The organism is Streptomyces sp. NPDC050433 (genome assembly GCF_044458565.1).
Lineage (GTDB): Bacteria > Actinomycetota > Actinomycetes > Streptomycetales > Streptomycetaceae > Streptomyces.
The window spans coordinates 343,342-369,829 of record NZ_JBITIB010000003.1 but is presented as its reverse complement, the minus strand read 5'-3'; the positions used below and the strand labels follow the sequence as shown (position 1 = coordinate 369,829).

26 protein-coding genes are annotated in these 26,488 nt (G+C 71.0%); 13 read left to right on the top strand and 13 right to left on the bottom strand.

Translation table 11 applies throughout. The features are described from left to right. Positions 1 to 196 precede the first annotated feature (196 nt). The 6 genes from ACIBLA_RS06510 to ACIBLA_RS06485 form a co-directional block, all read right to left on the bottom strand. Positions 197 to 1,054 carry an STM4011 family radical SAM protein gene (locus ACIBLA_RS06510; protein WP_399197941.1) on the bottom strand — a complete coding sequence of 286 codons (858 nt, stop codon included), beginning with the start codon at positions 1,052 to 1,054 and terminating at the stop codon, positions 197 to 199. A gap of 10 nt (positions 1,055 to 1,064) precedes the next feature. Further along, on the bottom strand, positions 1,065 to 2,414 hold the full coding sequence (locus ACIBLA_RS06505) for an STM4012 family radical SAM protein (protein WP_399197940.1): 1,350 nt from the start codon (positions 2,412 to 2,414) through the stop codon (positions 1,065 to 1,067). Then, on the bottom strand, positions 2,411 to 3,220 hold the full coding sequence (locus ACIBLA_RS06500; RefSeq protein ID WP_399197949.1) for an STM4013/SEN3800 family hydrolase: 810 nt from the start codon (positions 3,218 to 3,220) through the stop codon (positions 2,411 to 2,413). The genes ACIBLA_RS06505 and ACIBLA_RS06500 overlap by 4 nt, the downstream gene beginning before the upstream one ends. Positions 3,221 to 3,333: 113 nt before the next feature. Then, entirely contained in the window at positions 3,334 to 4,512 is a 1,179-nt protein-coding gene (locus ACIBLA_RS06495) for an STM4014 family protein (RefSeq protein ID WP_399197939.1), read from the bottom strand. Then, entirely contained in the window at positions 4,493 to 5,467 is a 975-nt protein-coding gene (locus ACIBLA_RS06490; protein ID WP_399197938.1) for an STM4015 family protein, read from the bottom strand. The genes ACIBLA_RS06495 and ACIBLA_RS06490 overlap by 20 nt, the downstream gene beginning before the upstream one ends. After that, positions 5,464 to 6,411, bottom strand: coding sequence for an STM4015 family protein (locus tag ACIBLA_RS06485; protein WP_399197937.1), 948 nt, complete (start codon positions 6,409 to 6,411; stop codon positions 5,464 to 5,466). Before ACIBLA_RS06485 ends, ACIBLA_RS06490 begins: the two co-directional genes overlap by 4 nt. 169 nt (positions 6,412 to 6,580) lie before the next feature. Between ACIBLA_RS06485 and ACIBLA_RS06480 the strand changes: the two genes are divergently transcribed. After that, positions 6,581 to 6,910 (top strand): hypothetical protein, encoded by a 330-nt coding sequence (locus tag ACIBLA_RS06480; RefSeq protein ID WP_399197936.1) that lies wholly within the window; start codon positions 6,581 to 6,583, stop codon positions 6,908 to 6,910. A gap of 84 nt (positions 6,911 to 6,994) precedes the next feature. Further along, positions 6,995 to 7,996: a DUF6745 domain-containing protein gene (locus ACIBLA_RS06475; RefSeq protein ID WP_399197935.1), complete on the top strand. Its 1,002-nt coding sequence runs from the start codon at positions 6,995 to 6,997 to the stop codon at positions 7,994 to 7,996. Between the two features lie 46 nt (positions 7,997 to 8,042). On the opposite strand, the gene ACIBLA_RS06470 is transcribed toward ACIBLA_RS06475, so the two are convergent. From ACIBLA_RS06470 to ACIBLA_RS06460, 3 genes are all read right to left on the bottom strand, one after another. Next, positions 8,043 to 8,918, bottom strand: a complete 876-nt coding sequence (locus ACIBLA_RS06470) for a PfkB family carbohydrate kinase (protein ID WP_363240836.1) — start codon at positions 8,916 to 8,918, stop codon at positions 8,043 to 8,045. Between the two features lie 138 nt (positions 8,919 to 9,056). After that, positions 9,057 to 9,677 (bottom strand): TetR family transcriptional regulator C-terminal domain-containing protein, encoded by a 621-nt coding sequence (locus tag ACIBLA_RS06465; RefSeq protein ID WP_363240688.1) that lies wholly within the window; start codon positions 9,675 to 9,677, stop codon positions 9,057 to 9,059. Between the two features lie 119 nt (positions 9,678 to 9,796). Beyond that, positions 9,797 to 10,978 carry a Glu/Leu/Phe/Val dehydrogenase dimerization domain-containing protein gene (locus ACIBLA_RS06460; protein WP_363240689.1) on the bottom strand — a complete coding sequence of 394 codons (1,182 nt, stop codon included), beginning with the start codon at positions 10,976 to 10,978 and terminating at the stop codon, positions 9,797 to 9,799. A gap of 333 nt (positions 10,979 to 11,311) precedes the next feature. On the opposite strand from ACIBLA_RS06460, the gene ACIBLA_RS06455 reads away from it, so the two are divergent. After that, positions 11,312 to 12,604: an MBL fold metallo-hydrolase gene (locus ACIBLA_RS06455; RefSeq protein ID WP_399197948.1), complete on the top strand. Its 1,293-nt coding sequence runs from the start codon at positions 11,312 to 11,314 to the stop codon at positions 12,602 to 12,604. 40 nt (positions 12,605 to 12,644) lie between these two features. On the opposite strand, the gene ACIBLA_RS06450 is transcribed toward ACIBLA_RS06455, so the two are convergent. Then, the gene (locus tag ACIBLA_RS06450; RefSeq protein ID WP_399197934.1) at positions 12,645 to 13,247 is read right to left on the bottom strand and encodes a DeoR/GlpR family DNA-binding transcription regulator; all 603 of its coding nucleotides are present in this window, start codon (positions 13,245 to 13,247) and stop codon (positions 12,645 to 12,647) included. A 136-nt stretch (positions 13,248 to 13,383) separates the two neighbouring features. On the opposite strand from ACIBLA_RS06450, the gene ACIBLA_RS06445 reads away from it, so the two are divergent. From ACIBLA_RS06445 to ACIBLA_RS06420, 6 genes are all read left to right on the top strand, one after another. Further along, positions 13,384 to 14,274 (top strand): SIS domain-containing protein, encoded by an 891-nt coding sequence (locus tag ACIBLA_RS06445; RefSeq protein ID WP_399197933.1) that lies wholly within the window; start codon positions 13,384 to 13,386, stop codon positions 14,272 to 14,274. A gap of 325 nt (positions 14,275 to 14,599) precedes the next feature. Beyond that, complete coding sequence (locus tag ACIBLA_RS06440; protein WP_399197932.1) at positions 14,600 to 16,531, top strand: ATP-binding protein; 1,932 nt, start codon at positions 14,600 to 14,602, stop codon at positions 16,529 to 16,531. 12 nt (positions 16,532 to 16,543) lie between these two features. After that, positions 16,544 to 16,981: a roadblock/LC7 domain-containing protein gene (locus ACIBLA_RS06435; protein WP_399197931.1), complete on the top strand. Its 438-nt coding sequence runs from the start codon at positions 16,544 to 16,546 to the stop codon at positions 16,979 to 16,981. Positions 16,982 to 16,983: 2 nt separating this feature from the next. Further along, positions 16,984 to 17,355, top strand: a complete 372-nt coding sequence (locus tag ACIBLA_RS06430) for a DUF742 domain-containing protein (RefSeq protein ID WP_399197930.1) — start codon at positions 16,984 to 16,986, stop codon at positions 17,353 to 17,355. After that, positions 17,333 to 18,001 carry an ATP/GTP-binding protein gene (locus ACIBLA_RS06425; RefSeq protein ID WP_363240695.1) on the top strand — a complete coding sequence of 223 codons (669 nt, stop codon included), beginning with the start codon at positions 17,333 to 17,335 and terminating at the stop codon, positions 17,999 to 18,001. The genes ACIBLA_RS06430 and ACIBLA_RS06425 overlap by 23 nt, the downstream gene beginning before the upstream one ends. Then, complete coding sequence (locus tag ACIBLA_RS06420) at positions 17,998 to 18,525, top strand: GAF domain-containing protein (protein WP_399197929.1); 528 nt, start codon at positions 17,998 to 18,000, stop codon at positions 18,523 to 18,525. The genes ACIBLA_RS06425 and ACIBLA_RS06420 overlap by 4 nt, the downstream gene beginning before the upstream one ends. Before the next feature lie 32 nt (positions 18,526 to 18,557). Here ACIBLA_RS06420 and ACIBLA_RS06415 read toward each other — a convergent pair whose 3' ends face one another. Further along, positions 18,558 to 19,718 carry a mandelate racemase/muconate lactonizing enzyme family protein gene (locus ACIBLA_RS06415; RefSeq protein WP_399197928.1) on the bottom strand — a complete coding sequence of 387 codons (1,161 nt, stop codon included), beginning with the start codon at positions 19,716 to 19,718 and terminating at the stop codon, positions 18,558 to 18,560. Continuing rightward, on the bottom strand, positions 19,715 to 20,770 hold the full coding sequence (locus tag ACIBLA_RS06410) for a LacI family DNA-binding transcriptional regulator (RefSeq protein ID WP_363240698.1): 1,056 nt from the start codon (positions 20,768 to 20,770) through the stop codon (positions 19,715 to 19,717). The genes ACIBLA_RS06415 and ACIBLA_RS06410 overlap by 4 nt, the downstream gene beginning before the upstream one ends. Positions 20,771 to 21,030: 260 nt before the next feature. Between ACIBLA_RS06410 and ACIBLA_RS06405 the strand changes: the two genes are divergently transcribed. From ACIBLA_RS06405 to ACIBLA_RS06395, 3 genes are read left to right on the top strand one after another with little or no spacing between them, the layout of a single operon-like run. Then, positions 21,031 to 21,879: an ABC transporter permease gene (locus ACIBLA_RS06405; RefSeq protein ID WP_363240838.1), complete on the top strand. Its 849-nt coding sequence runs from the start codon at positions 21,031 to 21,033 to the stop codon at positions 21,877 to 21,879. A 43-nt stretch (positions 21,880 to 21,922) separates the two neighbouring features. Continuing rightward, entirely contained in the window at positions 21,923 to 22,939 is a 1,017-nt protein-coding gene (locus tag ACIBLA_RS06400; RefSeq protein ID WP_363240699.1) for an ABC transporter substrate-binding protein, read from the top strand. Next, a complete protein-coding gene (locus tag ACIBLA_RS06395; RefSeq protein ID WP_399197927.1) occupies positions 22,936 to 23,799 on the top strand; it encodes an ABC transporter ATP-binding protein in 864 nt (287 codons plus the stop codon). Before ACIBLA_RS06400 ends, ACIBLA_RS06395 begins: the two co-directional genes overlap by 4 nt. Before the next feature lie 107 nt (positions 23,800 to 23,906). On the opposite strand, the gene ACIBLA_RS06390 is transcribed toward ACIBLA_RS06395, so the two are convergent. Beyond that, positions 23,907 to 25,256 carry a mucin-1 gene (locus tag ACIBLA_RS06390; RefSeq protein ID WP_399197926.1) on the bottom strand — a complete coding sequence of 450 codons (1,350 nt, stop codon included), beginning with the start codon at positions 25,254 to 25,256 and terminating at the stop codon, positions 23,907 to 23,909. Between the two features lie 180 nt (positions 25,257 to 25,436). Here ACIBLA_RS06390 and ACIBLA_RS06385 point away from each other — a divergent pair, with 180 nt between their 5' ends. Next, positions 25,437 to 26,459: a LacI family DNA-binding transcriptional regulator gene (locus tag ACIBLA_RS06385; RefSeq protein ID WP_363240703.1), complete on the top strand. Its 1,023-nt coding sequence runs from the start codon at positions 25,437 to 25,439 to the stop codon at positions 26,457 to 26,459. Positions 26,460 to 26,488 lie beyond the last annotated feature (29 nt).

Sequence of the window (26,488 nt, the reverse complement as noted above, 5' to 3'; positions counted from 1 at the left end):
TGCCCGGTTGTCGGGCTGGGGTGGTGTGGCGCCCGCCTGGTGCGGGCGCGCCTCGCCGGGATCTGCTTTGTGACCTGCTGAATTGTCTTTGGGGGGGGGGCCCGCCCCCGGGGCCCCCCCCAACGACCTTTTCCGTATTCCGGCTTGAGCGAATTTTGACCGGGTCGGGCAGGTCACATACACGGGTCAAGAATGTTCAGCTGTGGCTGACGGGGTCTGCCGGTACGCGTTCGAGGACGCCGCCCGCGAAGACGTCGTACAGCGGCAGTGTTTCCAGATGGACGTAACCGATGTGGCATTCGCAGGTGGTCAGTGGGCACGCGCGGGGCCGGAGAGCCCGGCGGTACGAGCCGTCGTAGAGGTTGCCCAGTTCCGCCGGGACGAAGTGGCAGCGGCGGACCGTGCCTTCGCCGTCGACCGAGATCACCGATTCGCCCGTCCGGCAGGGGAGGCCGGCCGAGCGGTGGGGGTGGCGGCTGTACGGGAACAGGGGGTCGATCGAGGTCCAGGCGGTGGCCTCCGGGTCCGAATAGCTGCGGCCCTCCGCCGCGTTGACCCAGAGGTAGACGTGGTCGGGGAGGTCGGCGCGGAGCCGGCGGGCCTGGCCGAGGTGGTCGGGGAAGCCGACGATGCCGACGCTGAAGCGGATGCCCTCGGTGGCCAGCTCACGGCACTTGGCGAGGAAGCGGTCGTACGGCGTCTGGCCGGGGTGGTACGTGCACCACAGGGCCAGCTTCGCCGGGTCGGCGGCCCGCAGCCAGTCCGTACGGCAGCTGAGGTTTGTCTGGATGGCGACCCGTGCGACATGGGGGAGTTGGGAGAGGTCGGTGAGCGCCCGCCGGTACCAGGAGCGGGTGAGACCTTCGCCCCACGGCGTGAAGAGGACCGACAACCGGTCGCCCGTCTGCCCGGCGGCCCACGCCGTGAAGCGCGTCAGCGCGGCCCGGTCCGCCCGCAACTGGGCGGTGCTGTCGCGGCGCTTGGCGAACGGGCAGTAGGGGCAGTCGTAGTCGCAGGAGGCGAGCGGGCCCCGGTAGAGGATCGTCAGGTCCACGGCTGCTGCCTCACTTCGGTTCGTACGAGGCCATCGCGGCCCGGACGGCGGGGGAGAACAGCGCCGGGCCCAGCGCGTCCGAGTGCGCGAGACCTTCGGGCGAGAGCCGCAGCACGCCGGGCTCGGAGCCCGTGTTGAGCCACCCGAGGCCGGCGAAGCGGTCGAGTTCGGCGCGGAAGTCGTCGCCGGGGCGGCTGCCGAACCGCTCGCGGTAGTCCTCCACCGCCATGCCCTTGGCCTGGAGCAGCGACTGGAGGAGGTGCCGGCGGCGCGCCTCGTCCGGGTCCACCGCCCGGCCGACCTCGGCGCGGGAGAAGTCCTCGGTGGTCGTATAGGCGTCGATGATGTTCCGGATCTCGCGCATCCCGACCGCGTAGTCGAAGGAGTAGTGCAACCGCGAGGTGTACGACCGCGCACCGCAGCCGAGGCCGATCATGCCGTCGGTCTGGCACGCGTAGTCGTCCGCCCCTTCGCGTGGCGCGCCGGGGAGGCGGAACATGCGCATCGACACCTGCTCGTAGCCGTGCGCCAGGAGATGGTCCCGGCCCCGCCGGTACAGATCGAGCCGCTGGGCGTCCCAGTCGGCCTCACTGGGATGGGCCCGCCGTCCGAGCGGGGTCAACGGCCGGGCGTACAGCGGATAGAGATACAGCTCCTCGGGCCGCCAGGCGAGCGCCGCGTCGAGCGAGAGCCGCCAGGACTCCGGAGTCTGGCCGTCGATGCCGTAGATGAGGTCGATGTTGAGGACCGGGATCCGCGCGTCCCGGATCCGGCCGAGCGCCGCCTCGACGTCGGAGCGGCGCTGCGGGCGCACCGCCGCCTTCGCCTCCTCCTCGACGAAGCTCTGCACGCCGATGCTCAGCCGCGTGGCTCCGCGATCGGCCAGCACTGACAGCCGGTCGGCCGTGGCCGTCGACGGCGATGTCTCCACCGAGAGCGGAACAGCCCGCAGATCGGCGCCCATCCGCTTCTCGGCGATGTCGCACAGCCGCTCCAGCTCGCCCGCTGTCAGGAAGGTGGGCGTGCCTCCGCCGAAGGCCGCCGCCGCGAAGCGCACCCCCGTCGTGCTGTCCGGTGCGCCGTCCGCGTGGAGCGCGTCGGCGACGGCGGTCGCCTGCCGGTCCAGCGCGTCCAGATAACGCGTCGTCAGTTCGTCGGGCGCACCGATGCGTGTGAAGAGGTTGCAGAAGCCGCAGCGGACCTCACAGAACGGTATGTGCAGATAGAGCGAGAGCGCGTCCTTGCGCTCACCGGCCCACAGATCGCTCAGCGCCGGCCGGTCGGCCAATGGGCGGTACGCGGTCTTGTGCGGATAGGCGTAGACGTAACTCTCGTACGGCCGGGTCGTGTTGGTCGTCACAGTGCCCCCTGCTCCAGGAAGAAATGGGCGTAGGGCACGGTCCACACGGACTCGTGGCCGAGACGGTGGCCGCTCCAGCCGTCGTCCCCGTAGGCCGTGCCGTGGTCGGAACAGATGATCGTGAAGCAGCGGCGCCGGCTGCTCACGGCGGCGAACAGCCGGCCGATGTGCCGGTCGACGTATTCGAGCGCGGCGGCGTGCGTCTCGCGCGAGTCACCCGCCTCACGGGTGGCGCCGGGCAGATGGAACCAGTTCGGCTGGTGCAGCGACGGCACGTTGACGAAGAGGAACAGCCGCTGATCTGCGGACAGTCCGGCCACGACCCGCTCCGCGCGGGCCACCTGCGCCTCGAACGCTGTCGGCGACGCCACGCCGAACTCCGGCTCCCAGTGGCTCTCCTGGAACATCCCCGGCAGTACGGAACCGAGCGCGCCCCGCTTGTTGAAGAAGCCGACACCCCCGATGCACACCGTCCGGTACCCGGCGTCCGCGAGACCCGACACCAGGTCGGGTGTGTTGAAGACGTACGTCCTGTCGGCCGTGGACTCGCTGCCCTCGAACCGCGCCGCGAACAGCCGTGGATGCGGCCCCGCCGCGGCGGGCGTCGGCAGGAAACCGGCGAACATCGCCTGGTGCGAGGCGTAGGTGAAGCTGCCGGGGGCGTGCCGCATCTCCCAGCGCCCGCCCGGCAGATGGCGGGCGAGATTCGGCAGCCGGCCGGCCGCGGCCAGCTCGGTGGCGACATCGAAACGCAGCGTGTCGAGCGTGACCAGCAGCAGATCGTCGTACCCGACGACGCGGCTCATGTCGGGCATCCGCGCGTCCTCGTCCGCTCGCGCGGCGCGCGCGACCGTCGTGGGCGTGAGCACCGCGGGCGCGCCGACGACGACGGCGCCGGCCCCTGCGTCCGTCGCACCCCTCATCTCGAAACCTCTCGTCTCAGAGCCGCACCCCGTGCTTCCGCCCCGCCCGCACGCAGTGCCGCGAGCTGCGCCCCATACGTGTCCAGGCCCTCCGCGCCGCTGCCCGGCAGTCCCGTGAGGCCGGGCAGCAGATCGCCGAACGCGTTGACCTCGCCGACCGCGAAGCGGCGCCAGCCGGTCGACGGCAGCAGGTCCACCCCCACGCAGTGCGTGCCGGGAAAGCAGGCGGCGGCGCGTTCGCAGATGTCCAGCGCCGCGGCCCAACTCCCGCCGCCGCCCGCCGCTTCGGCCGCCGCGCGCACCGCTTCCAGATCGCCGCGCGCGCCGCCGAGATGCAGATTGGTCATGGGCGACGAGCTGGTCCGTACGACGGCGTGCGTCGCGCGGCCCGCGACGACCACCACCCGCAGATCGGCCGCCTTGCCGTTCTGCGTGGCCTTCGGCAGCCACCGCTCGACATGCAGCCCGTCCGGGGCCAGCGCGTCGACGATCGCCGCCACCTCGTGCTCGGTGGTCAGGCGCCGTACCCGCAGCGAGTTGAACAGCCGCCCGGCCGCGTCCCGTTCGACCGATGTCGTCGCGCGCACCCGACCGGGACCCGCGGTCTCGACGGCCAGCACCCCGGAGGCCGAGGAGCCGTGCGCGATCTTGACGAACGCCCGGCGCATACCGGGACCGCCCATCAGCGCGCGTACGTCGTCCCAGCCGTACACGGGCGGCGCGCCCGGTCCCGAGGTCGGCGACGGCGGCACCGGTACGGAGGCCAGGTCCAGCACCTCGTGGCACAGCCGCTTGTCGAACAGCACCGCCAACTCGTCCGGGTCGTCGAGGAGATCGGCCCCCGCCGCGCTTGCCGCCCGGCCCAACTCCCGTACGGCGGAGGTGAACCGCGCGTACCACAGCGCCGTGCCCTCGACCCGTGTCGGATCGTCGGCGCCGCGCAACAGCCGCTCCACCGCCGCGTCCTCGCCCGGCGACTCGATCCGTACGACCTCACCGGGCCGGAACTCCGCACGCCCGCCCAGCACATCGAGCCACGCCACTTCACGGGCCGGCGACAGCCCGGCGGCTTCGACCGCGTCCTGGAACAACCGGACCCGGCGGTTGGCGGGATTGCCGACGACCGCCAGGTCCTGTCCGGGGCGCGGCCCGTCGCTACTCGGAGACGGCGACATAACGCCACTCGTCGTCATCGTCGATGTTGTCGGACGGATCCATCTCCACCAGCACACCGTGCGGCACCAGAGCTTCCAGGATCCGCCCGGTCCACTCCGGCGGCAGATAGTGATGGCGAAGGTCCAGCTCCTTCAGATGGGTGAGCGGCTGGCCTGCGAGGAGCGCCTCGGCTCCCGTCTCGCTGAGCGTGCCCATGGACAGCGCCAGTGATTCGAGCCCCGCGACGACCGGCGCCGCAGCCACGGCGCCGGCGATCTCGTCCTGGATCTCGCTGTTCTGGAGCCCCAGATGGCGCAGGCGCGGGAATCGGCCGCCGTCGAGGAGCGGGGCCAGATCGGCGACGGTGGCGTTGCCGCCGTACTCGGTGACGCCCAGCCACAGCTCCAGATGCTCCAGCGCGGGCAGTTCGCTCGCGCCGACAGCGCGGACAACGGCCCCCGGCAGCCCGCCAGACTCGAAACGCAGGACCCGCAGATGGTCGTGCTTCACCGGCCGCAGCCGCAGGTCACCGTCCCGGTAGGTGTCGCCGCAGCCCCGCACACCGAACTCCTCCAGCAGCGGGAACGCCTCGATCGCGGGGGTGATGTCGTTGATCCGTAGCCAGGAGACCTCGCACTCCTCGCTCACGACGTCCGCCAGGAACAGCGCCCGCAGGGCGGGGAAGCGCGCCGCGTCGGCGACGATCAGATCCAGGGTCGGCCCCAGCTCCGAGTACTCGCCGATCCACCACGGCCCGATGACCAGCGCGCGCACGCGCGCGATGTCCACGACTTCCGTGAACTGCCGCCACACCCTGGAGAACGGCCACTCCTCGTCCCAGCCGCAGTCGAGCCGCCAGGCGACGGCGTCCGGGTCCGGCAGCTCCCCCGGCTCCGGGGACGCGTCGTGGGGGAGGGTGAAGACTTCAAGCCCGTGGAACCCGTCGAAGTGGTCGATCCCGTCCGCGCTGTTCATTCGGCCACCGCCGTGTAACGCGAGTCGTCGCGCCCCGAGGTCTCGCCCTCGGAGAGATCCACGACCACACCGGCGGGCTCCAGCGTCGCGCGGATCCGCTTCTGCATCGGCTCGCTCAGATAGTGGTGGTGGAGATCGAGCTTCTTGAGGTGGGTGAGCGGCTGACCGGCGAGGAGCGCTTCGGCTCCCTCGTCGCCGAGCGTGCCCATCGACAGGTCGAGACTCTCCAGCCGCGCCACGACCGGCGCGCCCGCCAGCGCCGCCGCGATGTCGTCCTGGATCTCGCTGTTGCGCAGCGCCAGTGACTTCAGGGCGGGAAGACGCGCTCCGGTGAGGAACGGATCGAGGTCCGCCACGATCGTGTTCGCGCCGTACCAGGACACCCCCAGCCAGATGTCCAGGTGCTCCAGTGCGGGGAGCTCGGCCGCGCCGATGTTCCGTACGACGTCCGCGTCCAGACCGCCCGTCTCGACGGTCAGCGAACGCAGCCGCTCGTGCTTGATTCCGGTCATGCCCAGACCCTGGCCGCCGCGCACCCCGAACGAGTGCAACCGGGGAAGGCCGTTGATCAGGGGCGCAATCTCCATTTGGTTGATCCAGGAGATCTCGCACTCCTCGTAGGTGATGTCACCGACGAACAGCGCACGGAGAGAGGGGAGTCGGTCGCTCGCGGCGAGGATGGCGGCTATCACCTCCTCCGGCTCGGAGTCGTAGGCCTCGCTCCAGGAGCCGACGATCAGCGCGCGCACCTCGGTGGTGTCGACGGCCTTGAGGAAACGGGCGAACGCCGACTCCCACTCCTCCTCGCTGTCGTACGCGTCGACGCTGACGCGCCAGGCCACCGACCCCGCGTCGGGGAGCTTCGCCTCCGGTTCGGCTTCGGCGTCGGGGAAGTCGAACGCGGGCAGGCCGTCCAGCTCCTGCTTGTGGGTCGAAACGGTCATGGCGAGTGCTCCAGACACCGGGCTTCGGCGTTGATCGGCTTGATGCTGAGAGAAGTTGTAACAGGCCCCACTGACAGCCCGGTTCGAGGGGCGGAGCCGATTGTCAGACCCACCGTCTAGCGTCGTTCACAGGTCGGCGCACTCGGCGCCGCCGGTCGAGGGGAGAGCCATGTACCGGCAGGGAGACGTGCTCATCGTGCCCGTCGCGGACGACAGCGTGCCGTCCGGGATCACCGAGGCGCCGAGCGAGCCGAGGGACGCGCGGGGACGCCTCGTGCTCGCGCTCGGTGAGGTCACGGGACACGCTCACGCGGTGACCGGCCCCGGCCTGCTCGTCCGCGAGACGGGCGGCGAGTTCGGGCCGATGCTGCTCCATCTGCCGGAGGGCGGCCGGGTGGTGCACGAGGAGCACGCGGCGATCCCGCTGCCCAAGGGGTGGTTCCGCGTGGTGCGTCAGCGCGAGTACCTGCCGGGTGCGGTTCGCGTCGTCGCCGACTGAGAAGCGGCGACCCACACGTGGTAAGTGCCCGTGGCGGCACGGCAGTACACAGAACAGTTCGCGACAGGGGACGGGGCTTCAGACATGCAGCATGTGGACAAGTGGCGGGGCGTCGCGGCGGCGACAGGGGCGGCCGACCGGCCGGCGGCCGAGGCGGGCATACGGCTCGCCTACCGAACGGCCGGGCTGACCGAGCCGGAGCGGATCGTGTGGGCGGACTCCCCGCTCGCCGGACTCGCCGCCGTGCGGTCCCTCACGGATCAGGGCAGTTCGGTCCGCGAGGAGGTCCGCACCAAACCATGGGCGGATGAACGACGGCGTATCCACGACGAGTTGGGCCCGGCGGGCTGGGCCGAGTGGTGGGGAGCCACCGGCGCCCGGCTGTGGGACACCACCCGCGCGCTCGCCGACCGGATCCGCTCCGGCATCACCGAAACTCTCGGCACGGAGGCCGACGACCTCGCCCGGACACGTCAGTTGCTGCTCGACGCGGTCCTCGGCCAGCACGACGCCGCCTGGCTCGCGGCCTTCGACGGGCGTGGCGACCGGCTCACGGGACTCGCCGAGGTCGCGGCGCACGCCGGCTGGTGGTGGCCGTACGAGAACGTGGCGGTGGTCTGCGAACGTCCCGTGGAGCTGCACCGCGACGAGGCGGGACGCCTCGACCGCGGTGACGGTCCGGCCCTCGCCTACCCCGACGGCTTCGCCCTGTACGCGTGGCGCGGTATGCCCGTCCCGGCCGACTTCCTCGCCGAACTCACCTCGCTCGACCCGGCGCGGATCCGCGCCGAGGAGAACGCCGAACTGCGCCGTGTGATGCTGGAGCACTACGGCTACGACCGCTATCTCACCGAGTCCGGAGCCCAGCCGATGGGCAAGGACGAGACCGGCATCCTCTGGCGGATAGCGCTCGACGGCGACGAGGACGTCGTGATGGTCGAGGTCGTCAACTCCACCCCCGAGCCCGACGGCACGAGCCGCACCTACTGGCTGCGGGTGCCGCCGGGGACTCGTACCGCCAATGAGGGTGTCGCCTGGACGTTCGGCCTGGACGCCAAGGAGTACGAACCGGTGAGGCAGACCTGACCGGCCGAGGTCCACCGGGCCGGGGCTCCCCGGACCGCCGGGGTCGTCAGACGCCGGACAGGAGCGCGTCGGCGCCGATCAGCGACGAACTGCCCTCCACGGTGCAGGCGTAGGCACCCGCGATCGCGCCCAGGCGCGCGCAGTCGTCCAGGTCCCGCCCGGCGAGACGCCCGTAGAGAAAACCGGCGACATACGCGTCGCCCGCGCCGTTGGAGTCCACCACCGGTGCGGGCGGGACGGTCGCCGGGATCGGCCGGGGGGTACGGATTCCCCCACGGGCCAGCAGATACGACCCTCCGGCGCCCGCCGTGGCCACCACCGCCTGCGCCCTGCCCTCCCGCAGGATCTCCCGCATCAACGTCGCTATGCGCTCGCTCGCCCCGGCCGCGCTGAGGAAGACCAGATCCGCGCGGTAGGCGAACTCCCGGTGGTAGGCGTCCATCCCGTCCCAGTCGTGTAGGTCGGTCGAGACCGGCACACCCTGTTCGATGATGTCGTCGAAGAGGAACCGGGTGAAGTTCGTGATCGACACATGGACATGGCGGGCCCGCTTCAGGTGCGGCAGATAGAACTCGCGCGGCATCCGCAGGTCTTCCGGATCGCGCGCGTCGTGGAAGGACATCCGGCGGCCTGTCTTCTCGACGAGATTGACCGCACGGCGCGTACCGGCGGGCGAGATCAGCCCTTCGAAGTCCACGCCTCCCTTGGCGAGATGCTCGCGGACCTGGCCGCCCGTCCAGTCGTCACCGATGAAATCGAGGAATTTGACGCTCAGTCCCAGCGCCTGACAGCCCAAGGCCACGTTGCCGCCCGTCTGCCCCGGCCATTCGCGGATCGGCCCGACACCGACCGAGTCGGCGAGCGGGACGGGAAGCGAGTCGACACGGACCACGGTGTCCACCCCGCTGCCGCCGACGACCAGCACATCATGGTTCGGCTCGGCTCCCGGCTCGATGCCGGGCTCGACCTCCGGCTCACGTTCGGTCTGCTGCGCCACTGTCTCCACCTTCGTTCCGGATTCCGGATGTCCGCCACAGTATGGCCGTGACGGCGGGGCCGGTCATCGGATGCCGGCGGTGAACGTCGCTCTGTTCATGCCCAGTTCGCGCGCCAGCGCCTCGTCCGACCACTCCAGCAGGGTGTCGCGGGTGAGTGCTCCCGCGTACGACGTCATCTGCACCGCGAGACCGTCCAGGAGCGCGGTCAGCCGCCAGGCCGTCGCGACCGGGTCGGCGCAGCGGAACTCGCCGGCGTCGACACCCTCGGTGATGACGGCGGCCAGCGCGGCCTTCCACTGCTGGTCGAGTTCGCTGGCCACCTCGTGGAGCACCGGCTCGCGCGGTGCCGCGGCCCATCCCTCGATCCACAGCCGCCAGCCCTTGGCCTCACCGGTCGGCGCGTACCAGCGGGTCGCGGCATGCAGCCTGCGCAGCGCACTGGTCCGGCGGCCCAGCAACTCCCGCAATTCCGCCAGGTCCTCGTCGGCGGCGTGCCGGAAGGCGGCGGCGAGAAGCTTCTCCTTCGTGGAGAAGTGGTACAGCACCAGGGCGTTGCTCACCCCGAGGGCGGCGGCGACGTCGGCGATACGCACGGCGGCCACCCCCCGTGTCTGGATCTGATCGACCGCGGCGCGCAGGAGGTCCTCGCGCCGCTCCTCCACACTCAGCCGTACTCTCGCCACACTCCGAACCCTAACTCGCGCCGTTTGACATAAACCCCCCGGCCGTAAACCAGCCGGTCACCGGCGGTCCCGCCCGGCCCCGAGCGGGACCGCCCGGCCCCGAGCGGGACCGCCCGGTGTCAGCGGCAGTGACCGAACCTCTCGGCGATCAGGGGCAGTCGGCCGGCGGCGATCGCGTGCGCGGCGGCTCTCGGAGTCGTACGCCCGGTCTCCGCGCGTTCCAGCATCAGCTCCGTCAGCGCGCGCATGGAGCGCCGCGTGTGGGCGAAGGCCTCGTCGGGGTCCGGGCCGATGTCGCCGAAGAGGGTCCACCACCACCAGGCGTTCGTCCCGGAGTTGACGACGACGTCCGGAAGTACGGTGATCCCGCGCGCGGCCAGCAGTTCCTCGGCGTCCGCCAGGACCGGCATGTTCGCCGCCTCGACGATCCAACGGGCCGTGATCCGTGCCTGGTTGGCGGTGTCGATCGCGTACGAGACGGCCGCGGGCACCAGGATCTCGGCGTCCGCCGACAGCCAGGCGTCGCCCGGCAGTTCCCGGTCGCCGGGCCGCAGCGCCGCGCGGTCCACCGTCCCGAACGCGTCACGCGCGGCGAGAAGTGCCTCGACGTCCAGGCCCTCCGGACAGGCGATGGTCCCCTTGATGTCCGCCACGGCCACGATCTTGAGCCCGGCGCGCACCAGGAACCGCGCCGTCGCCCCGCCCATGGTGCCCAACCCCTGTACGGCGACCCGAGTCCCGTCGTACGGCACCCCCGCGCGGTCGAGCGCGGTGAGCGCGGCCTCGGCCACACCGCAGCCGCCGGCCAGTTCGTCCAGGCCGATGCCGTCGACATCAACGGCGAACGCGTCCGCGAGCCGTTGCCGCGCCGCCGTCTCGTCGTCGAGGAGCGGATGGATCGCCTGGACGGTCGAGACGAGCCCCGCCTCGGCGGCGGCCCGCTCGACCAGGTCCTGGGTCAGCCCCAGGTCCTCGCCCATGGTCCAGACGGTCTCGATGTACGGCCGCACGGCGCGCAGATAGCGGACGAGGATGCCGTACGCCGCAGGGTCACGGGGGTCGCAGTCGATACCGCCCTTGGCGCCGCCGAGCGGGATGTAGCGCGCCGACGGGTCGTCGTTGTAGTGCAGCGCTTCTTTCATGGTCATGCCACGGGCGAGACCGGTGACCTCGTCCAGCGAGCAGCCGTCGCGCATCCGCAGCCCACCGCTGGAGACTCCGCGCACCAGCCGGTCGATGACGAGATACCCCTCGCGACCGGTCACATGGTCGATCCAGGTCAGCGATATCAGGGGGGACATGGGTGCCTCCAGGCACGACGGCAGACCGTGGGGGAGCGCTGCAACTGAATGGAAAGTCAGTATCGGGAGCGGGGTGTGCGGCTGTCAAAGAGATCGCCGGAGGGGGTGCCGGGTGGCTGTCGGGCCGTGGCCGCGTGGCCGGATTTCGTCTGTCGGTGGCCGTGCGCGGGAATCCGGGAGATCGTCCGCACGTTGCTGATACGTGCCACGGACGGCGCACCGACGTGGCACCCCGGTCATGAAAACCGCCCATAATGAGATGAACCCGAACCTTCAGGAGATGCAGTGAACGGCGCCGGCTCCCCACCCTCACTCCGCTCCCGGCTGCGCGCGATGCGGGCCGAGGCATTCGGGGCCGACTCGGCCGGCGAGCGTCTGGAGCGGATCCACAACTCACCGAACTTCGCCGACGGCGTGTTCCAGAATCCCGAGGGCACCGCGAGAACCAGACCGTCCGGCTCCATGCTGGAGATGTCGAAGGTCTACTTCCGCAAGGAGGCGCGCGCCCGGCGCGCGCCCGCCACCCCCATCCCGGTCCACCAGGACACCCTCGCGGACCTCGCCGTACCGCCCGTCTCCGGGCTGCGGCTGACCTGGATGGGCCACTCCAGCGTCCTCGCCGAGATCGACGGTCGGCGCGTGCTCTTCGACCCGGTCTGGGGCGAGCGCTGCTCCCCCTTCTCCTTCGTCGGGCCGAAGCGACTGCACCCGGTGCCCGTCTCGCTCGCCGCACTCGGACCGGTCGACGTCGTCGTCATCTCGCACGACCACTACGACCACCTCGACCTGCCGACGATCAAGGGCCTCGCCTCCACGAACACGATCTTCGCCGTGCCGCTGGGCGTCGGCGCCCACCTGGAGCACTGGGGAGTGCCCGCCTCCCGTCTGCGCGAGCTGGACTGGAACGAGACGGCGGAGGTCGGGGGCATCTCGTTCACCGCGACACCCGCGCGGCACTTCTGCGGCCGTGGCCTGCGCAACCAGCAGCACACCCTCTGGGCGTCCTGGGCCGTCGCGGGACCCGAGCACCGGATCTACCACAGCGGCGACACCGGTTACTTCACCGGCTTCCGCGACATCGGCGCCGCGCACGGCCCCTTCGACGCCACGATGATCCAGATCGGCGCCTACAGCGAATACTGGCCGGACATCCACATGACCCCGGCCGAGGGCCTGCGCGCCCACCTCGACCTCCAGCAGGGCAGCCCGTCCGGCGTGCTGCTGCCGATCCACTGGGGCACGTTCAACCTGGCCCCGCACCCGTGGGCCGAGCCCGGCGAGGGCACGGTCACGGCGGCGGCGGAGGCGGGCGTACGGATCGCGCTGCCGCGTCCGGGTGAGTCCTACGAGCCGACCCTGAGCGACACCATCCCCGGCACCCCGTGGTGGCGCTCGGTTGCCGTCCCGCCCGCCGACGGCTGGCCGGAGGCGGTACCGGCCGCCGGGGACACGGCGTCCGTCTCGGCAGCGACACCGGCCGCGGCTTCGGCAGCGTCAGCGTCCACGGCGGGTTCGGCCTCCGGCGCGGAGTCGGCTACGAAGGACCAGGTGAAGGGCGCCGGCGGTACGACCGGCCCCGGCGGGGATCCGTCCGAGGCGGCGCCCTCCGCGCGGAGCGCGCCGTAACGACGCCCGTCCCCGCCTGTCCTCGCGCCGTCAGGGCCCGTCAGACCTGGACAACGCTCACGCCCCGCTCCTCGAACGGCGCCGCCTGCTCGGGGGCGCCCGCGTCCGTGATCAGCGTGTCGATGGCCTCCGTCCGGCAGATCCGGGCGAAGGCCGGCGCGCCCAGCTTCGAGCTGTCCGCCACCACCACGAGCCTGCACGCCCGTGCGGCGAGCAGCGCGTTGATGCTCGCCTCGTGCTCGTTGCGCGCACCGGCCTCCGCCTCCACGTCGACGGCGTCGGCGCCGACGAAGGCGATGTCCAGGCTCACCTCGCCCAGGATGTGCCTGGCCAGCGGCCCCACCAGCTCGTACGACTGCGGCATGGCCACCCCGCCCGTAGTCACGATCTTGATGTGCGGGCGCACGGCCGGCTCATGGGCGATGTTCACCGACTTGTAGCGGGGCGGCAGACCGTACGAGACGGAGTGCGCGAACGCCCCGCCGCGAGTTCGGGTGAGCAGCTGTTGCTCGGCGAGATGGTCGAGGTCGCGGCGTACGGTCGCCGCCGACACGGACAGCTCTGCGGCGACGTCGTCGACGTCCAACCGCCCCCGCTCGGCGAGCAGTTCGAGCAGGGTGTTGTGCCGTTCGTACCGGTTCACCGCATCTCCTTCATCACGCCATTCGATCATTCAAGCACCTCCAGGCCCAGATAGATCTGCTTGAATATGCTTGAAAGGCTGCCCTAACATGCAGAAACAAGCATTCTGCCGCGATGATCGAGAGTGGAGAGCCGACGTGACGTTTGTCCAGACGGAACTGGCCAGCCAGCCCACGAGCTGGAGCCGGGCTGCGGAGCTGGCCGACGGCCTGCGCGGCTCGGGCCGACTGCCCGAGGCAGGTGAGCGCACGGCCGTCGTCGGCTGTGGGACCTCCTACTACATGGCCCAGGCGTACGCGGCGCTCAGGGAGGGTGCGGGGCAGGGCGAGACCGACGCCTTCGCCGCCTCCGAGTTCCCGGCGGGCCGCCGCTACGACCGCATCGTGGCGCTGACCCGGTCGGGCACCACCACCGAGGTCCTGCGGCTGCTGGCCGCCGCACGCGGCTCGGCCCGTACGACCGCGATCACCGCCGACCCCGAGACGCCGATCCGTTCGGCCGCCGACGACCTGGTCGTTCTGGACTTCGCCGACGAACGATCCGTCGTGCAGACCCGGTTCGCCACCACCGCTCTCACCCTGCTCCGCGCCCACCTCGCTCTGCACACCGCGTCGGTGGTCGCCGACGGGGAGCGGGCCCTGGCGGAGCCGCTGCCCGAAGGGGTCACCGACTGCTCGCAGTTCACCTTCCTCGGACAGGGCTGGACCGTTGGGCTGGCCAACGAGGGCGCCCTGAAGATGCGGGAGGCGGCGCTCGCCTGGACGGAGTCGTACCCCGCCATGGAGTACCGGCACGGCCCCATCAGCATCACCACCGAGGGCACGGCGACCTGGCTGCTCGGCCCCGCGCCCGACGGTCTCGCCGAACAGGTGGGCGCGACCGGCGGGCTGTGGGTCGCCGGTGAACTCGACCCGCTGGCCGAGCTGGTACGGATCCAGCGTCTCGCCCTCGCGCTCGCCGACGCGCGGGGCGTCGACCCGGACAGCCCGCGCCACCTCACCCGTTCGGTGATCCTCGCGGGCGACTAGCCGGGGTCCCCGTCGCACGGGGTGCGAGAGCGGGGGCGCGCGGCGGACGAGGGTCGGAGACGTGGGCAACTGCTCCGGCCCTCAAGGCGGTTGCAGTGATTGCACTGTTTCGGACTGTTGTGCGACAGCTCATACCAGAGCGGGATGCTCTGTGGGCAAGTTCGTCAACTGCCCGCCGCGACTGACTATTGGCCAACTACCGTGAGTGCTCGGTGATCAACGCTGGGCAGCTTTCACATGTCTGCCTGCCGCCACGCACCGACGACCGCGCATCACACCGCCGCAGAACACCGAATGCCTGGGGCCCCACGTACCGAGGACAATGATGTCTCAACTTCGCGCACCCACCGCGCGACCCGACCGCCGAGAAGGCGGACGGCACGGCCGGCCGGGCACCCGCACGCCCTCGGCCAAGACGTCGCCGGCCAAGGGACCGGCCGCACCGGGCCGGCCCGACGCGCCGGCGCCGCCCGAAGCCCGTATACGCCCCCAACTCCTGCGCGCCGCCGTGCTGCCGACCGTCATAACCACGCTCACCGGTCTGCTCGCCCTGCTCGTCACCGTCCGCTCCGGCGAGGTGCGGCCGACCGCCGAGATCTGGGCCGCCGTCGTCAGTACGGTGCTCATCGGCGTCGTCGCGGCCACGGCCGCCGCCGTCGGCGCCGACCGCGTGTCCAAGTCCGTGATCGACCGGAGCAACGCGCTGCGCCGGTCGAGCGCCCGCGCCCAGGCCGACCTGCGCGGCGTCGTGGAACAGCTCCGCCGAGGCGAGGGCCCGCCGCCGCGCCGCACGCCCGCGGTGAAGGCTCCCGTCGGCGACGAACTCGACCTGCTCGCCGAGCAACTGGGGCGGTCCCAGGAGGCCGCGGTCGCCGCCGTCGTCCAGGCGTCCCGGCTGTCGAGCAGCGTCGGCAACGAACAGAAGGTCGAGGTCTTCGTCAACCTCGCCCGCCGGCTCCAGTCACTGGTGCACCGGGAGATCCAGCTCCTGGACGAGCTGGAGAACCAGGTCGAGGATCCGGACCTGCTGAAAGGTCTCTTCCACGTCGACCATCTCGCCACCCGCATCCGCAGGCACGCCGAGAATCTCGCCGTACTCGGCGGAGCCATCTCGCGCCGCCAGTGGAGCCGGCCGGTCACCCTGACGGAGGTGCTGCGCTCGGCCATCGCCGAGGTGGAGCAGTACCCGCGCGTCAGACTCGTGCCGCCCATCAGCGGCGCGCTGCGCGGCCACGCCGTCGCCGATGTCGTCCACCTGCTGGCCGAACTGGTCGAGAACGCCACGCTGTTCTCCGCGCCGCACACCCAAGTCCTGCTCCGGGCCCAGCAGGTCACCTCCGGACTCGCCATCGAGGTCGAGGACCGCGGGCTCGGCATGCCCGCCGACGAGCAGAAGCGGATGAACGCGCTGCTCGCCGACCCCGACCAGGTCAATGTCGCCCATCTCCTCCAGGACGGACGGATCGGGCTGTTCGTGGTGTCCGCCCTCGCCCGCCGGCACGGCATCGCCGTCCGGCTGCACGCCAACATCTACGGCGGTATCCAGGCCGTACTGGTGCTGCCGCGCGCGCTGTTGGGCGCCGACCCCAACGGCGACGGGCCGCAGCAGGCCGGGACCGCCGCGCCCGAGGCTGTGCACGTACCGGAGACGGCGGTTCCGGCACCGCCGCCCCCGCCCGTACCCGTTCAGGTGTACGAGGCGGAGCCCGGCCCGGTGGCGGAGGCCCGGCAGCCGTATCCGCAGCAGCCCCGAGCACAGCGCTCGCACCGGCGGACCTCGGGACGCCGGCCGCTGCCCGTACGCGGCGAACGTGGTGAGCGCGGCGAACGCGCCGCCCGCACTCGCCCGATCGCGCGGCCCCGGCAGCCCGAGGCGGGTCAGGACCCACAGCCGGGTCGGCATCCGGGGCCGGAGCCCGCGCCACCCGAGTTTCTGCCGGTGTCCGACCTCTCGTCGGACCCGTCCGCGGAGTCCCTGCCCGGCGTCGTGCGCGGCACCATGGACCGGCCCCAACTGCCCAGGCGCCGCAGCCAGGAACATCTCGTCCCCCAGTTGAGGGACGCGCCCGCCCCGCCCGGTGACGACGAACCGGTGCTCCACGATCCCGGCCTGATGGCCGCCTTCCAGCGCGGCATCGGCCTCGCGGAGGTCCAGCCCGCCCGAGGCGAACCGGGCGAATCGGGCCCCGCCCCAACTCCCCCGCCCGTGAGGGAACTGGCGGATCCGCGACGCCAAGACCGAGACAACCCCCAATAGGAGCAGATCACCATGGCGAGCGAAGCGCCGACAGTCCACGTCTCCGATCTCGACTGGCTGCTCAGCGGCCTGGTCCAACGGGTGCCGTACACCCGCAGCGCGGTACTCCTCTCCTCCGACGGACTCGTCCGATCCGTCCACGGCCTCGACCCCGACAGCGCCGACCACATGGCCGCTCTCGCGTCCGGCCTCTACTCACTCGGCCGCAGCGCCGGCGCGCGCTTCGGCGACACCGGCGAAGTGCGCCAGGTCGTGGTCGAGTTGGACTCCACCCTGCTCTTCGTCTCGACGGCGGGTTCCGGCACCTGCCTGGCCGTGCTGGCCGGCCGTGAGGCGGACGCAGCCGTGCTCGGCTACGAGATGGCGATGCTGGTCAAGAGCGTCAGGCCCTATCTGGCGACGCCCGTCAGGCAGGCGGTGGGCACCACATCGAGCGTCACGGGGCAGTGAGCGTGACGGTCCCGACGGACGGGCCGTGGCTGGACGACGCGGCGGGCCGGCTCATCCGCCCGTACACGGTCAGCGGCGGCCGGACCCGCCCGACTGCGGAGCTGGACCTGATGTCGCTGGTCATGGCCACGGGCGCGGCGAGCCAGATGTACTTCGGCCCCGAGCACAGCGAGGCGCTCGGACTCTGCCAGGGGCCGATGTCGGTGGCGGAGATCGCCGGGCATCTGCGGCTGCCCGCCGTCGTCACGAAGATCCTGCTGTCCGACCTGATGGACAGCGGCGCGGTCACCGTCCGGCCACCGCACAACTTCGACAATCCCAGCGACTGTTCCCTTCTGGAGGCAGTACTCGATGGTCTACGACGACAGTTCTGACTCCTTCCCCACCCCTTTCCCCACCGCGCTCAAGGTCCTGGTGGCCGGTGGCTTCGGGGTGGGCAAGACGACATTCGTGGGATCCGTCAGCGAGATCGCGCCGCTGAGCACCGAGGAACTGCTGACACAGGTCGGGGCGGAGACCGACGATCTGACGGGCGTCGAGCTGAAGACCTCGACCACGGTCGCGATGGACTTCGGCCGGATAACTCTCGATGAGCGCCATGTGCTCTATCTCTTCGGCACTCCCGGCCAGGAACGCTTCTGGTTCATGTGGGACGAGCTGTGCCGGGGCGCGCTCGGCGCGATCGTCCTCGCCGACACGCGGCGGCTGGAGAACTCCTTCTCCGCCGTGGACTTCTTCGAGCAGCGCGGCATCGGATTCGTCGTCGCGGTCAACGAGTTCGACGGCAGCTTCCGCTACGACCCCGAGGAGGTACGGGCGGCGATCGATCTCCGGCCGGACGTGCCCGTCGTGATATGCGACGCGCGCATCGCCAGCTCCGGGATCCAGGTGCTGGTCACCCTCGTCCAGCACCTGCTCACCGCGGTTCCTGTCGCGGACCGATCTGACGAGGGGGAGCGGTTGGGCGACGGAGTGCCGTTGGGCGACGAGGTGTCGCTGGACGGCGGGGTGTCCCTGTGAGGTGCGACCCCATCGGCCGGTTGCTCCTCACTCCCGTCGACCGGGACGCGCCCGACCGGGTACGGCGGCTGCGTCTGCTCGGGCTAGGCGAGCGGCCCGAGCCCGCCTTCGACGCCTTCGCGCTGCATCTCGCCCAACTCGCGGGCGCGCCGTACTCGATGGTCAACTTCGTTGACGAGGAACGGCAGTTCTACGCCGGGCTGCACTCCCCGGCCCCCGAGACGGGCCGGTTCAGGGACCGCGACCACGGCTACTGCCCCCATGTGGTCGTACGCCGCAAGGCGCTGGTCCTTGAGGACGTACGCGACTTCTCGCGGTTCGCAGGCAACGCCATCGTGGACGAGACCGGCCTGCGTTCCTATCTGGGCGTGCCGCTCATCGACCGCACCGGCATCGCGCTCGGCACCGTGTGCGTGCTCGACACCCAGCCCCGGCAGTGGGGGCGAGCCGGTCTGGCGACCGTCAAGTCGCTGGCGGCGGAGCTGTCCGAGCAGATACGCCGGAGGGAGGACGGAGGCATCTGACAGCGATACATGACGGGTCATCAAATACCTGGTCAGGCACGGTGTTCCAGTACGTCGACGGCCAGTTCCCTCACCACTGACTCGTCCACCTCCACCCCGAGTCCCGGCCCTTCGGGCACCCACGCGGTCCCGTTCCCGACCCGCACCGTCTCGCCCACGTACGGCGAGCCGATGAACTGGCGGCCGTTGAGGTCGACCGGTGTCGTGATGCCGTACGCCGCGAACAGATGCAGCGAGGCGGCCAGCCCCAGGTCCGACTCGGTGAGTCCCGACCCCATCAGCTCGACCCCGCAGTCCTCGGCGAGCGAGCACAGCCGCCGGGAGAGCGTGAGGCCGCCGCTGCGCTGCACCTTGGCGATCGCGACGTCGACCGCCCCGAGCCGTACGAACGTCGCCAGGTCGCTCGGATGCCGCAGGCTCTCGTCCAGCGCCACCGGCACGGCCGACAGGTCCCGCAGCCGCCGCAGCCCGGCGATGTCGTTGGCGGGCAGGGGCTGTTCGAAGGCGGTGACCCCGAGCGCGTCGAGCCGGCGGGCCATCCGCAGGGCGACGGGCACCGTGTACGCCTGGTTGGCGTCCACCCAGAGCGGAGCGTCCGGAGCGTGTTCGCGTACGGCGGCCACCACGGCCGCGTCGGTGTCCTCGTCGTGCAGACCGATCTTGACCTTGAAGGCGCGGTATCCCTCGGCCCGGCCCTCCGCGACGCTGTCGCCCACCTCGGCGGGCGACTGGCCCGAGACGATCCACCCCAACTCGATGCTCTCGGAGCGGCGTTGGCCCCACAGCACCCCGAGCGGCAGGCCTGCAGCCCGGCCGAGCAGATCGTGCAGAGCGACGTCCACGGCGCTTTTGGCGAGGGGCGCCCCGATGGTGAGGCCCCGGTTGACGGCCCGGTCGAAGGCGGTGTCGACGGCGTCCAGATTCCAGGCCGGTGTGCCGATGATCGCGGGTGCGAGATAGCGGTCGATCGTGGTCACGATGGACTCGGCGGTCTCGTACGTCCACGCGGGGATGGGTGTTGCCTCGCCCCATCCGTACACCCCGTCGGCGCCCACCCGGACCAGGATCCGGACGGACGGGGTCCCGGCGACGGCCACGGAGCCGCCCGCGACGCCGAAGGAGCGGTGGGTGGGCAGTTCGACGGCGAACGTCTCGACGCGGTCGATCGTCATGGTGCCCCGTTCTTCCCTCATGTCCCCTCTCCCTGCGTCGACAGGCCGGCCGCGTCATCGACGGGTGGCGGCCCCGTGCTCGCGCGCAGCACCACCTCGCCGCCCACCCGGAGCACACGCGACCGCTGCCCGTGCGGCTCACGCAGTGCCAGCGAGATGGCCTGCTGACCCATGGCGGTCAGCGGCAGGGCGACGGTGGTGAGCGGGGGAGTCAACTCCCGTACGAGCGGGATGTCGTCGAAGCCCGCGAGCGAGATGTCGGCGGGCACGTCGACGCCCGCCTCCCTGAACGCGGCGAGCGCGCCCACCGCCATCACGTCGGTCACTCCGAAGACGCAGGTGGGGCGGGTCGGGCGGGTGAGGAGTTCGCGAGCGGCCTCATAGCCGCCGTCGCGGGTGAACGCGCCCTCCACGACGCAGTCGCGATCCAGCGTGACCCCCGCCTCGGCGAGGCCTTCGCGGAAACCGGCCAACCGGTCGGCGACCGTGGTGAGTTCGGGTGGTCCGCTCAGCACGGCGAACCGCCGGTGGCCCTGCGCCAGCAGTGCGCGGGCGAGGGCCGCCGCGCCCGCGCGATTCTCCGGCAGGACGGCGTCGGCGCGCACACTACGGTGCCGGCTGACGACGGCGACCCGGCCGCCCGCGCGGATGTACGGGTCCAACTCGGCGCTCAGCGCCCGTTCCCAGGTGCGGTCCTGGAAGCCGGAGCCGATCAGCAGGATCGCGCGGGCGCGCTGGGCGCGGAGGATGGAGACGTACTCGATCTCCCTCCCCGGTTCGCGGAACGTGCTCGCCAGCATGACCAGGACGTCCTGCTCGGCGGCTGCCCGCATCACGCCGTCGGCGATCGCGGCGAAGTACGGGTCGCCCACGTCGTGGCAGATCAGGCCGACCGTGTTGCTCGACGAACTGGCGAGCGCCTGGGCGTGCGCGTTGGGGATGTAACCGAGCAAATCCGCCGCCGCCCGTACCCGGTCCCGCAGTTCGTCCCGTACGCGCGTGGTGCCGTTCAGGGCTCTGGACGCGGTCGCCAGGGAGACCCCCGCGTGGCGGGCCACAACGTCCAGCGTCACATGGGTCCGTGATTCCCGATCAGTCAAGTCGGCCCCCGAGTCGCGGTGGCGGCAGGGCCCTTGGCGGGGCCCGGAAACTTCCGGACGACCTATTGACCGTTCGGACAAGCAGTCATTAGCGTGGCGATCACCTTACCAGAAAGCGCTTTCTGAAAGCGCTTCTTCCGGTACGGCAGTACGGCAACCGGTACAGCAGAGGATCGGACAGCGCCTAGTAACCGCTCCTGATTTCCGAGGAGTTCACTGTGAGTCAGAGCGTCATGCCGGGACCGGCCAAAGAGATCGCGGGAGTCGCCACACGCAACAGGCCAGGAGCGGGGGAGCGGTTCAGTAAGGCCGTCGAGACGAGTTGGCGGCCCGTCGCGCTGCTGCTCGCCTGCTTCGTCGCGTGGTGGGCGATCGCCGCCGCCGAACTGGTCGAGCCGTATCTCGTGCCCTCGCCGGGGGCCACCCTGGACGTGCTGACGGGCAAGACGAGTTACATCTGGGAACACACGTGGGTGACCACGTACGAGACCCTGCTCGGCTTCCTCATCGCGGTCGTCGTCGGGGTCCTCGCGGCGGTGGTGATGGTCTACTCCTCGACCGTCGAGAAGACCCTCTACCCGATCCTGCTCTTCGCCCAGGTCGTACCGAAGATCGCCATCGCCCCGCTGTTCGTCGTCTGGCTCGGCTTCGGCATCACCCCGAAGGTCCTCATCGCGGTGCTCATCGCCTTCTTCCCGGTCGTGATCTCCATGGTCACCGGCCTCAAGGCGGTCGACCCCGAGATGCTCCAGCTCTCCGCGACGATGGGGGCGAAGCCGTGGCAGACCTTCGCCAAGATCCGCTTCCCGGCCTCGCTGCCGCATCTGTTCTCGGGCCTCAAGGTCGCGGTGACGCTCGCGGTCACCGGCGCGGTCGTGGGCGAGTTCGTCGGCGCCAACGAGGGCCTGGGCTATGTGATCCTCCAGGCCAACGGCAATCTCGACACCCCCATGCTCTTCGCGGGCCTGCTCGTCATGTCACTGATCGGCGTCGTCCTGTTCGTCCTGGTCGAGATCGCCGAGAAGCTCCTCCTGCCCTGGCACGCCAGCCGCCGGGACAACAACGTCACGACCTCGTTCTGATGAGACCGACCGACCCCGACCTCTCCTTCGAGAAGGGCCAGCCATGCACTCCCGCAGACTCCTGATCGGCCTCGTGCCGCTTCTCCTGGTCGCCACCGCCTGCGGCGAGGACGGCGACTCCACGACCACCAGCGACTCGGGCAAGAAGCTCGACAAGGTGACGCTGACGCTCAACTGGTACCCGTACGGTGAACACGCGCCGTTCTACTACGGCGTCAAGGAGAAGATCTTCGAGAAGCACGGCATCGACCTGGAGATCAGGGCGGGCCAGGGCTCACAGAAGACCGTCCAGGCGACCGCCGCCGGCCAGACCGACTTCGGCTGGGCGGACACCCCCGCCGTGATCAGCGGCGTCGACCAGGGCGTCAACGTCAAGAGCCTCGGTGTGATGCTCCAGACGACGCCGTCGTCCGTGCAGTTCTTCGCCGACCAGAACATCAAGACGCCCGCCGACATCAAGGGCAAGACGATCGCGGGAACGGCCGGTGACGCGCTCAGCAAGACGTTCCCGATCTTCCTGGAGAAGAACAACCTCAAGCTGTCGGACGTCAACATCCAGAACACCGACCCGGCGGGCAAGATCGCCGCGGTGATCTCCGGGAAGACGGACGCGCTGCTCGGTTACGCGAGCGACCAGGGCCCGACCATGGCGGACAAGGCCAAGAAGGACGTCGAGTATCTGCGCTTCTCGGAGCACGGGCTCAACTTCTACTCCAACGGTCTGATCGCCGGCCAGAAGATCCTCAAGCAGGACGCCGACCTCACCAAGCGCATGGCCGCCGCGGTGAGCGAGGCGTGGGCCGCGGCCGAGAAGGCGCCGGAGCCCGCGGTCGCCGCGATGGAGGGCGCGTCCGAGCAGCTGCCGCCGGAGGCCGTACTCACCGAGCAGTTCGCGACGACGATGACGCTGCTGCACACCGAGTCGACCCAGGGCAAGGCCCCCGGACTCAACACCGAGGCCGACTGGCAGGAGACCATCGATGTCTTCGCCGAGGCCGGTCTCGTGAAGAACCCGAAGGCCCCGTCGGATTACTGGGACAGCTCGGCACTGAAGGGATGACGATGCCCAGGGAAGCGACTCTCCGGGAGCATGGCGTGAGCGAGACCGCCAAGACGAGCCTGACCAAGGACGGCGTGACGACGGACGGCACGGCGGCCGTCTCCCTGAGCGACGTCGCCGTCCGGTTCCGTACGAAGGACCGCGACGTCACCGCCCTGCGGGATGTGTCGCTCGACGTGCCGATGGGCGAGTTCGTGGCGATCGTCGGCCCCTCGGGGTGCGGCAAGTCGACCCTGCTCAAGCTGGTGGCCGGGCTGCTGAAGGCGTCCGCCGGTGACGTACGGCTGCACGGCGAGCAGGTCGACGGGCCGAGGCCGGACATCGGTTACGTCTTCCAGCGGGCCGCCCTGCTGGAGTGGCGCAGCGCCCGGCGCAACATCCTGCTCCAGGCCGAGATGCGCCGGATGCCGAACGCCGTGGCGCGTGAACGCGCCGACGAACTCATCAAGATGACCGGCCTCGGAGGCTTCGAGGACGCCTATCCGCACGAGTTGTCCGGCGGGATGCAGCAACGGGTGGCGCTCTGCCGGGCGTTGCTGCACCAGCCGCCGGTGCTGCTGATGGACGAGCCGTTCGGCGCGCTGGACGCGCTGACGCGCGAGCAGATGAACATGGAGCTGAACCGCATCTGGCGCGAGACCGGCACGACCGTGCTGCTCGTCACGCACTCCATCTCGGAGGCGGTCTATCTGGCGAACCGGGTCGTGGTGATGAGTCCGCGGCCCGGCACGATCACGGAGATCATCGACGTGGGGCTGCCGCCCGAGCGGGACTACGTGGAGACGCTGGCCCGGCCGGAGTTCCGCGAGGCGACGACGCACATCAGGGAACTGCTGGGGGCGGCGTCGGCGGAGGACTGAACGGGGGGACAGGCCCCTAGGGGGTGGGGCGGCACCACCTGTCGAGGTGCCGCCCCCCGGGGCCGTGGTCGTGCCGGGTGTCGATCAGCGGGCGCGGGCTGGACCCGTCAGGGAGTTGAGGGGCCGGGCCAGATGGCCGAGGCGTCGTCGCGGTCCGGGTCGGACAGCCGGATCGGGCGGACGGGGATGGTGCCTTCGCGTCCTTCTGCGGCGGCCGTCCACGGGGCGGGATGCCCGGAGTAGCACAAGGTGGCCAGCGCGAACAGGCCGTCGGCGTAGACCTCGACGTACTCACCGACGGTGAGGATGCGCAGGGTGGAGACGGGGCCCGTCAGGACGGTCTCGCGAAGGCGGGTCCCGTCGGGGCCGGCGACCCAGAGGTTCTTGCCGTCGCAGCCAACGACGAGGGCGGGACGGTCGGTGTCCGGTGTGTCGGTGCGCAGGGTGATCTCGACCGGCCCGGTTATGCCGATGTCGCCGACCGCGTGCGGGGTGGGGCGCTCGGTCTCCTCGCCGAGCCAGGTGTTCAGGCCTGGCCACCATTCCAGGCGGGGAGCCGAATCGCCCTCCACCACAAGCGACTTCGGCTGGGCCAGCATGCCGCGGCAGTGGTCGCCGGTGTCGCTGAGACCGACGCGGCGGGGCGTGGTGTGCAGCACGACGCGGGAGCCGTCGGGTGCGGTGATGACGCGCGGGGCGTAGGCGCCGGTCGGCCCGAGGGGGCCGTGCCTCGTCCACGGGCCGCGCAGGCTCGGGGCGGTCCACGATTCGAAGCCGCGGGTGGCGCCGATGGAGCCGAGCAGCAACCAGCGGCCGTCGTCGAGGCGTTCCAGGACCGGGCACTCCAACTCGTCGACGTCGCCGGGCGAGATGAGCGGCGGGTGGACGGTCCAGTGCTCCAGGTCGTCGGAGGTTGCCCAGGCGACGCAGCCGCTGACCTCCACCGGGAGGGACGCGTCGCTGGCGCAGAGGACCATGACCCAGCCGTCCGACTCGTCATCGCGTACCACGAACGGGTCGCGCCAGCCCATGTGTTCGCCGGTGCGGTACCAGCGCGGGTCCGCCTCGGCGACCGGTCCGGTGCCGTGGCGGCGCCAGCCTGTGCCGTCGGTGCGGTCGGAGTACGCCAGTCCGACGCTCTGCAGCGGCCAGCCGCCCGGGGTCAGGCCGCTCACGCCGGTGTAGAGCATCGCCATTCCCGCGCCGTGCCGGACGGGGTGCATCGTCCACACGGCCTGCTGGTCGAAGCGGCCGGGCAGGCCGACCCCGAAAGCGGTGCCCTGCGGCTGCCAGCCGACCAGGTCGGTGGAGGTGGCCCGGCCGTAGGAGGTCTCCATCCGCAGATGGTCGAACTCCGGTGTCCAGGGCCCCTGGAGGTGCAGCACCACGTATGTGCCGTCCTCGTCGCGCAGGAGGGCGAAGTCGTTCACGCAGAGGCCGGGCGGGGCGTATCGCATGCACAGTTCCTGTCGCTCTACAGCGCCCAAACGTGTGCGCTGACGCCTGACAACAAAAGGGTCTCCCGAGGATCGGCCCAAGTAAATCTGAACGCAAACGCTTGCGCAACAAGATGGTCGGGTTTACGGTCACGTCACCCACAGCTCACACCGACGTGAAATCAACGGGAGGAACCCGCCGTGACGGCCAGCATCACCGATGTCGCCCGTGCCGCCGGAGTCTCGGCGTCCACCGTGTCCCGCGCGCTGCGCGGCCGGCCGGGGGTGTCGGAGGAGGTGCGCGAGCAGATCGCGGCCCTCGCCGCCCAGCTCGGCTACACCGCGTCCCGTTCGGCTTCCAGCCTGGCAAGTGGCCGCACCTACACGATCGGTGTGCTGGTGCCGTACGTGGGCCGCTGGTTCTTCGGCACGGTGGTGGACGCCGCCGAGCACGTCTTCAGCGCCGCGGGGTACGACGTCCTCCTGTACAACCTGGGCTCGCCGGAGACCCGCAAGCGCTTCTTCACCAGGCTGCCGGTGCGCAAGCGGGTGGACGCGGTGCTGACGCTCCTCATTCCCGACGACGACGAGTCGGCCGCGCTGCGCTCACTGGGGGTGCCGCTGGCCACCACGGTCGGCGGCGCCCGGCCGGGCTTCACCGTCGTCGGCATCGACGACCGGGCCGGCACCGAAAGCGCCGTACGGCACCTGGTGAACCTCGGCCACCGCCGGATCGGCATGATCAGCGGGACCAGCGGGCCGCAGCACTGGACCACCCCCATCGAGCGGCGCAACGCCTACCTGCACGTGTTGACCGACGCCGGGATAGAGCCCGATGCCGCCCTGGAGGCGGACGGTGACTACACCGTCGAGGGAGGCGAGCGGGCCATGACGGCACTGCTGACCGCCTCCCGCCCGCCGACCGCCGTATTCGCGCAGTCCGACGAGATGGCGATGGGCGCCCTGCGCGCCCTGCGCCGCCATCGGCTGAAGGTGCCGGACGACGTGTCCGTCGTCGGCTTTGACGACCACGAACTCGCCGACGTGGTCGGCCTGACCACCGTCGCCCAGCCGGTCGCCGACCAGGGCGCCGAGGCCGCCGCGCTGCTGCTGCGGCAGTTGGACGAGCCCGACGCCGAACCACCCGCCGGGCAGGTGCGGATGCCCATCCGCCTCGTCCTGCGCGAGACCACCGCTCCTCCGAGCCCGCGTGGCCCGCGATAACTCCCCGAGCCCGGTACCCCCATGCCCGG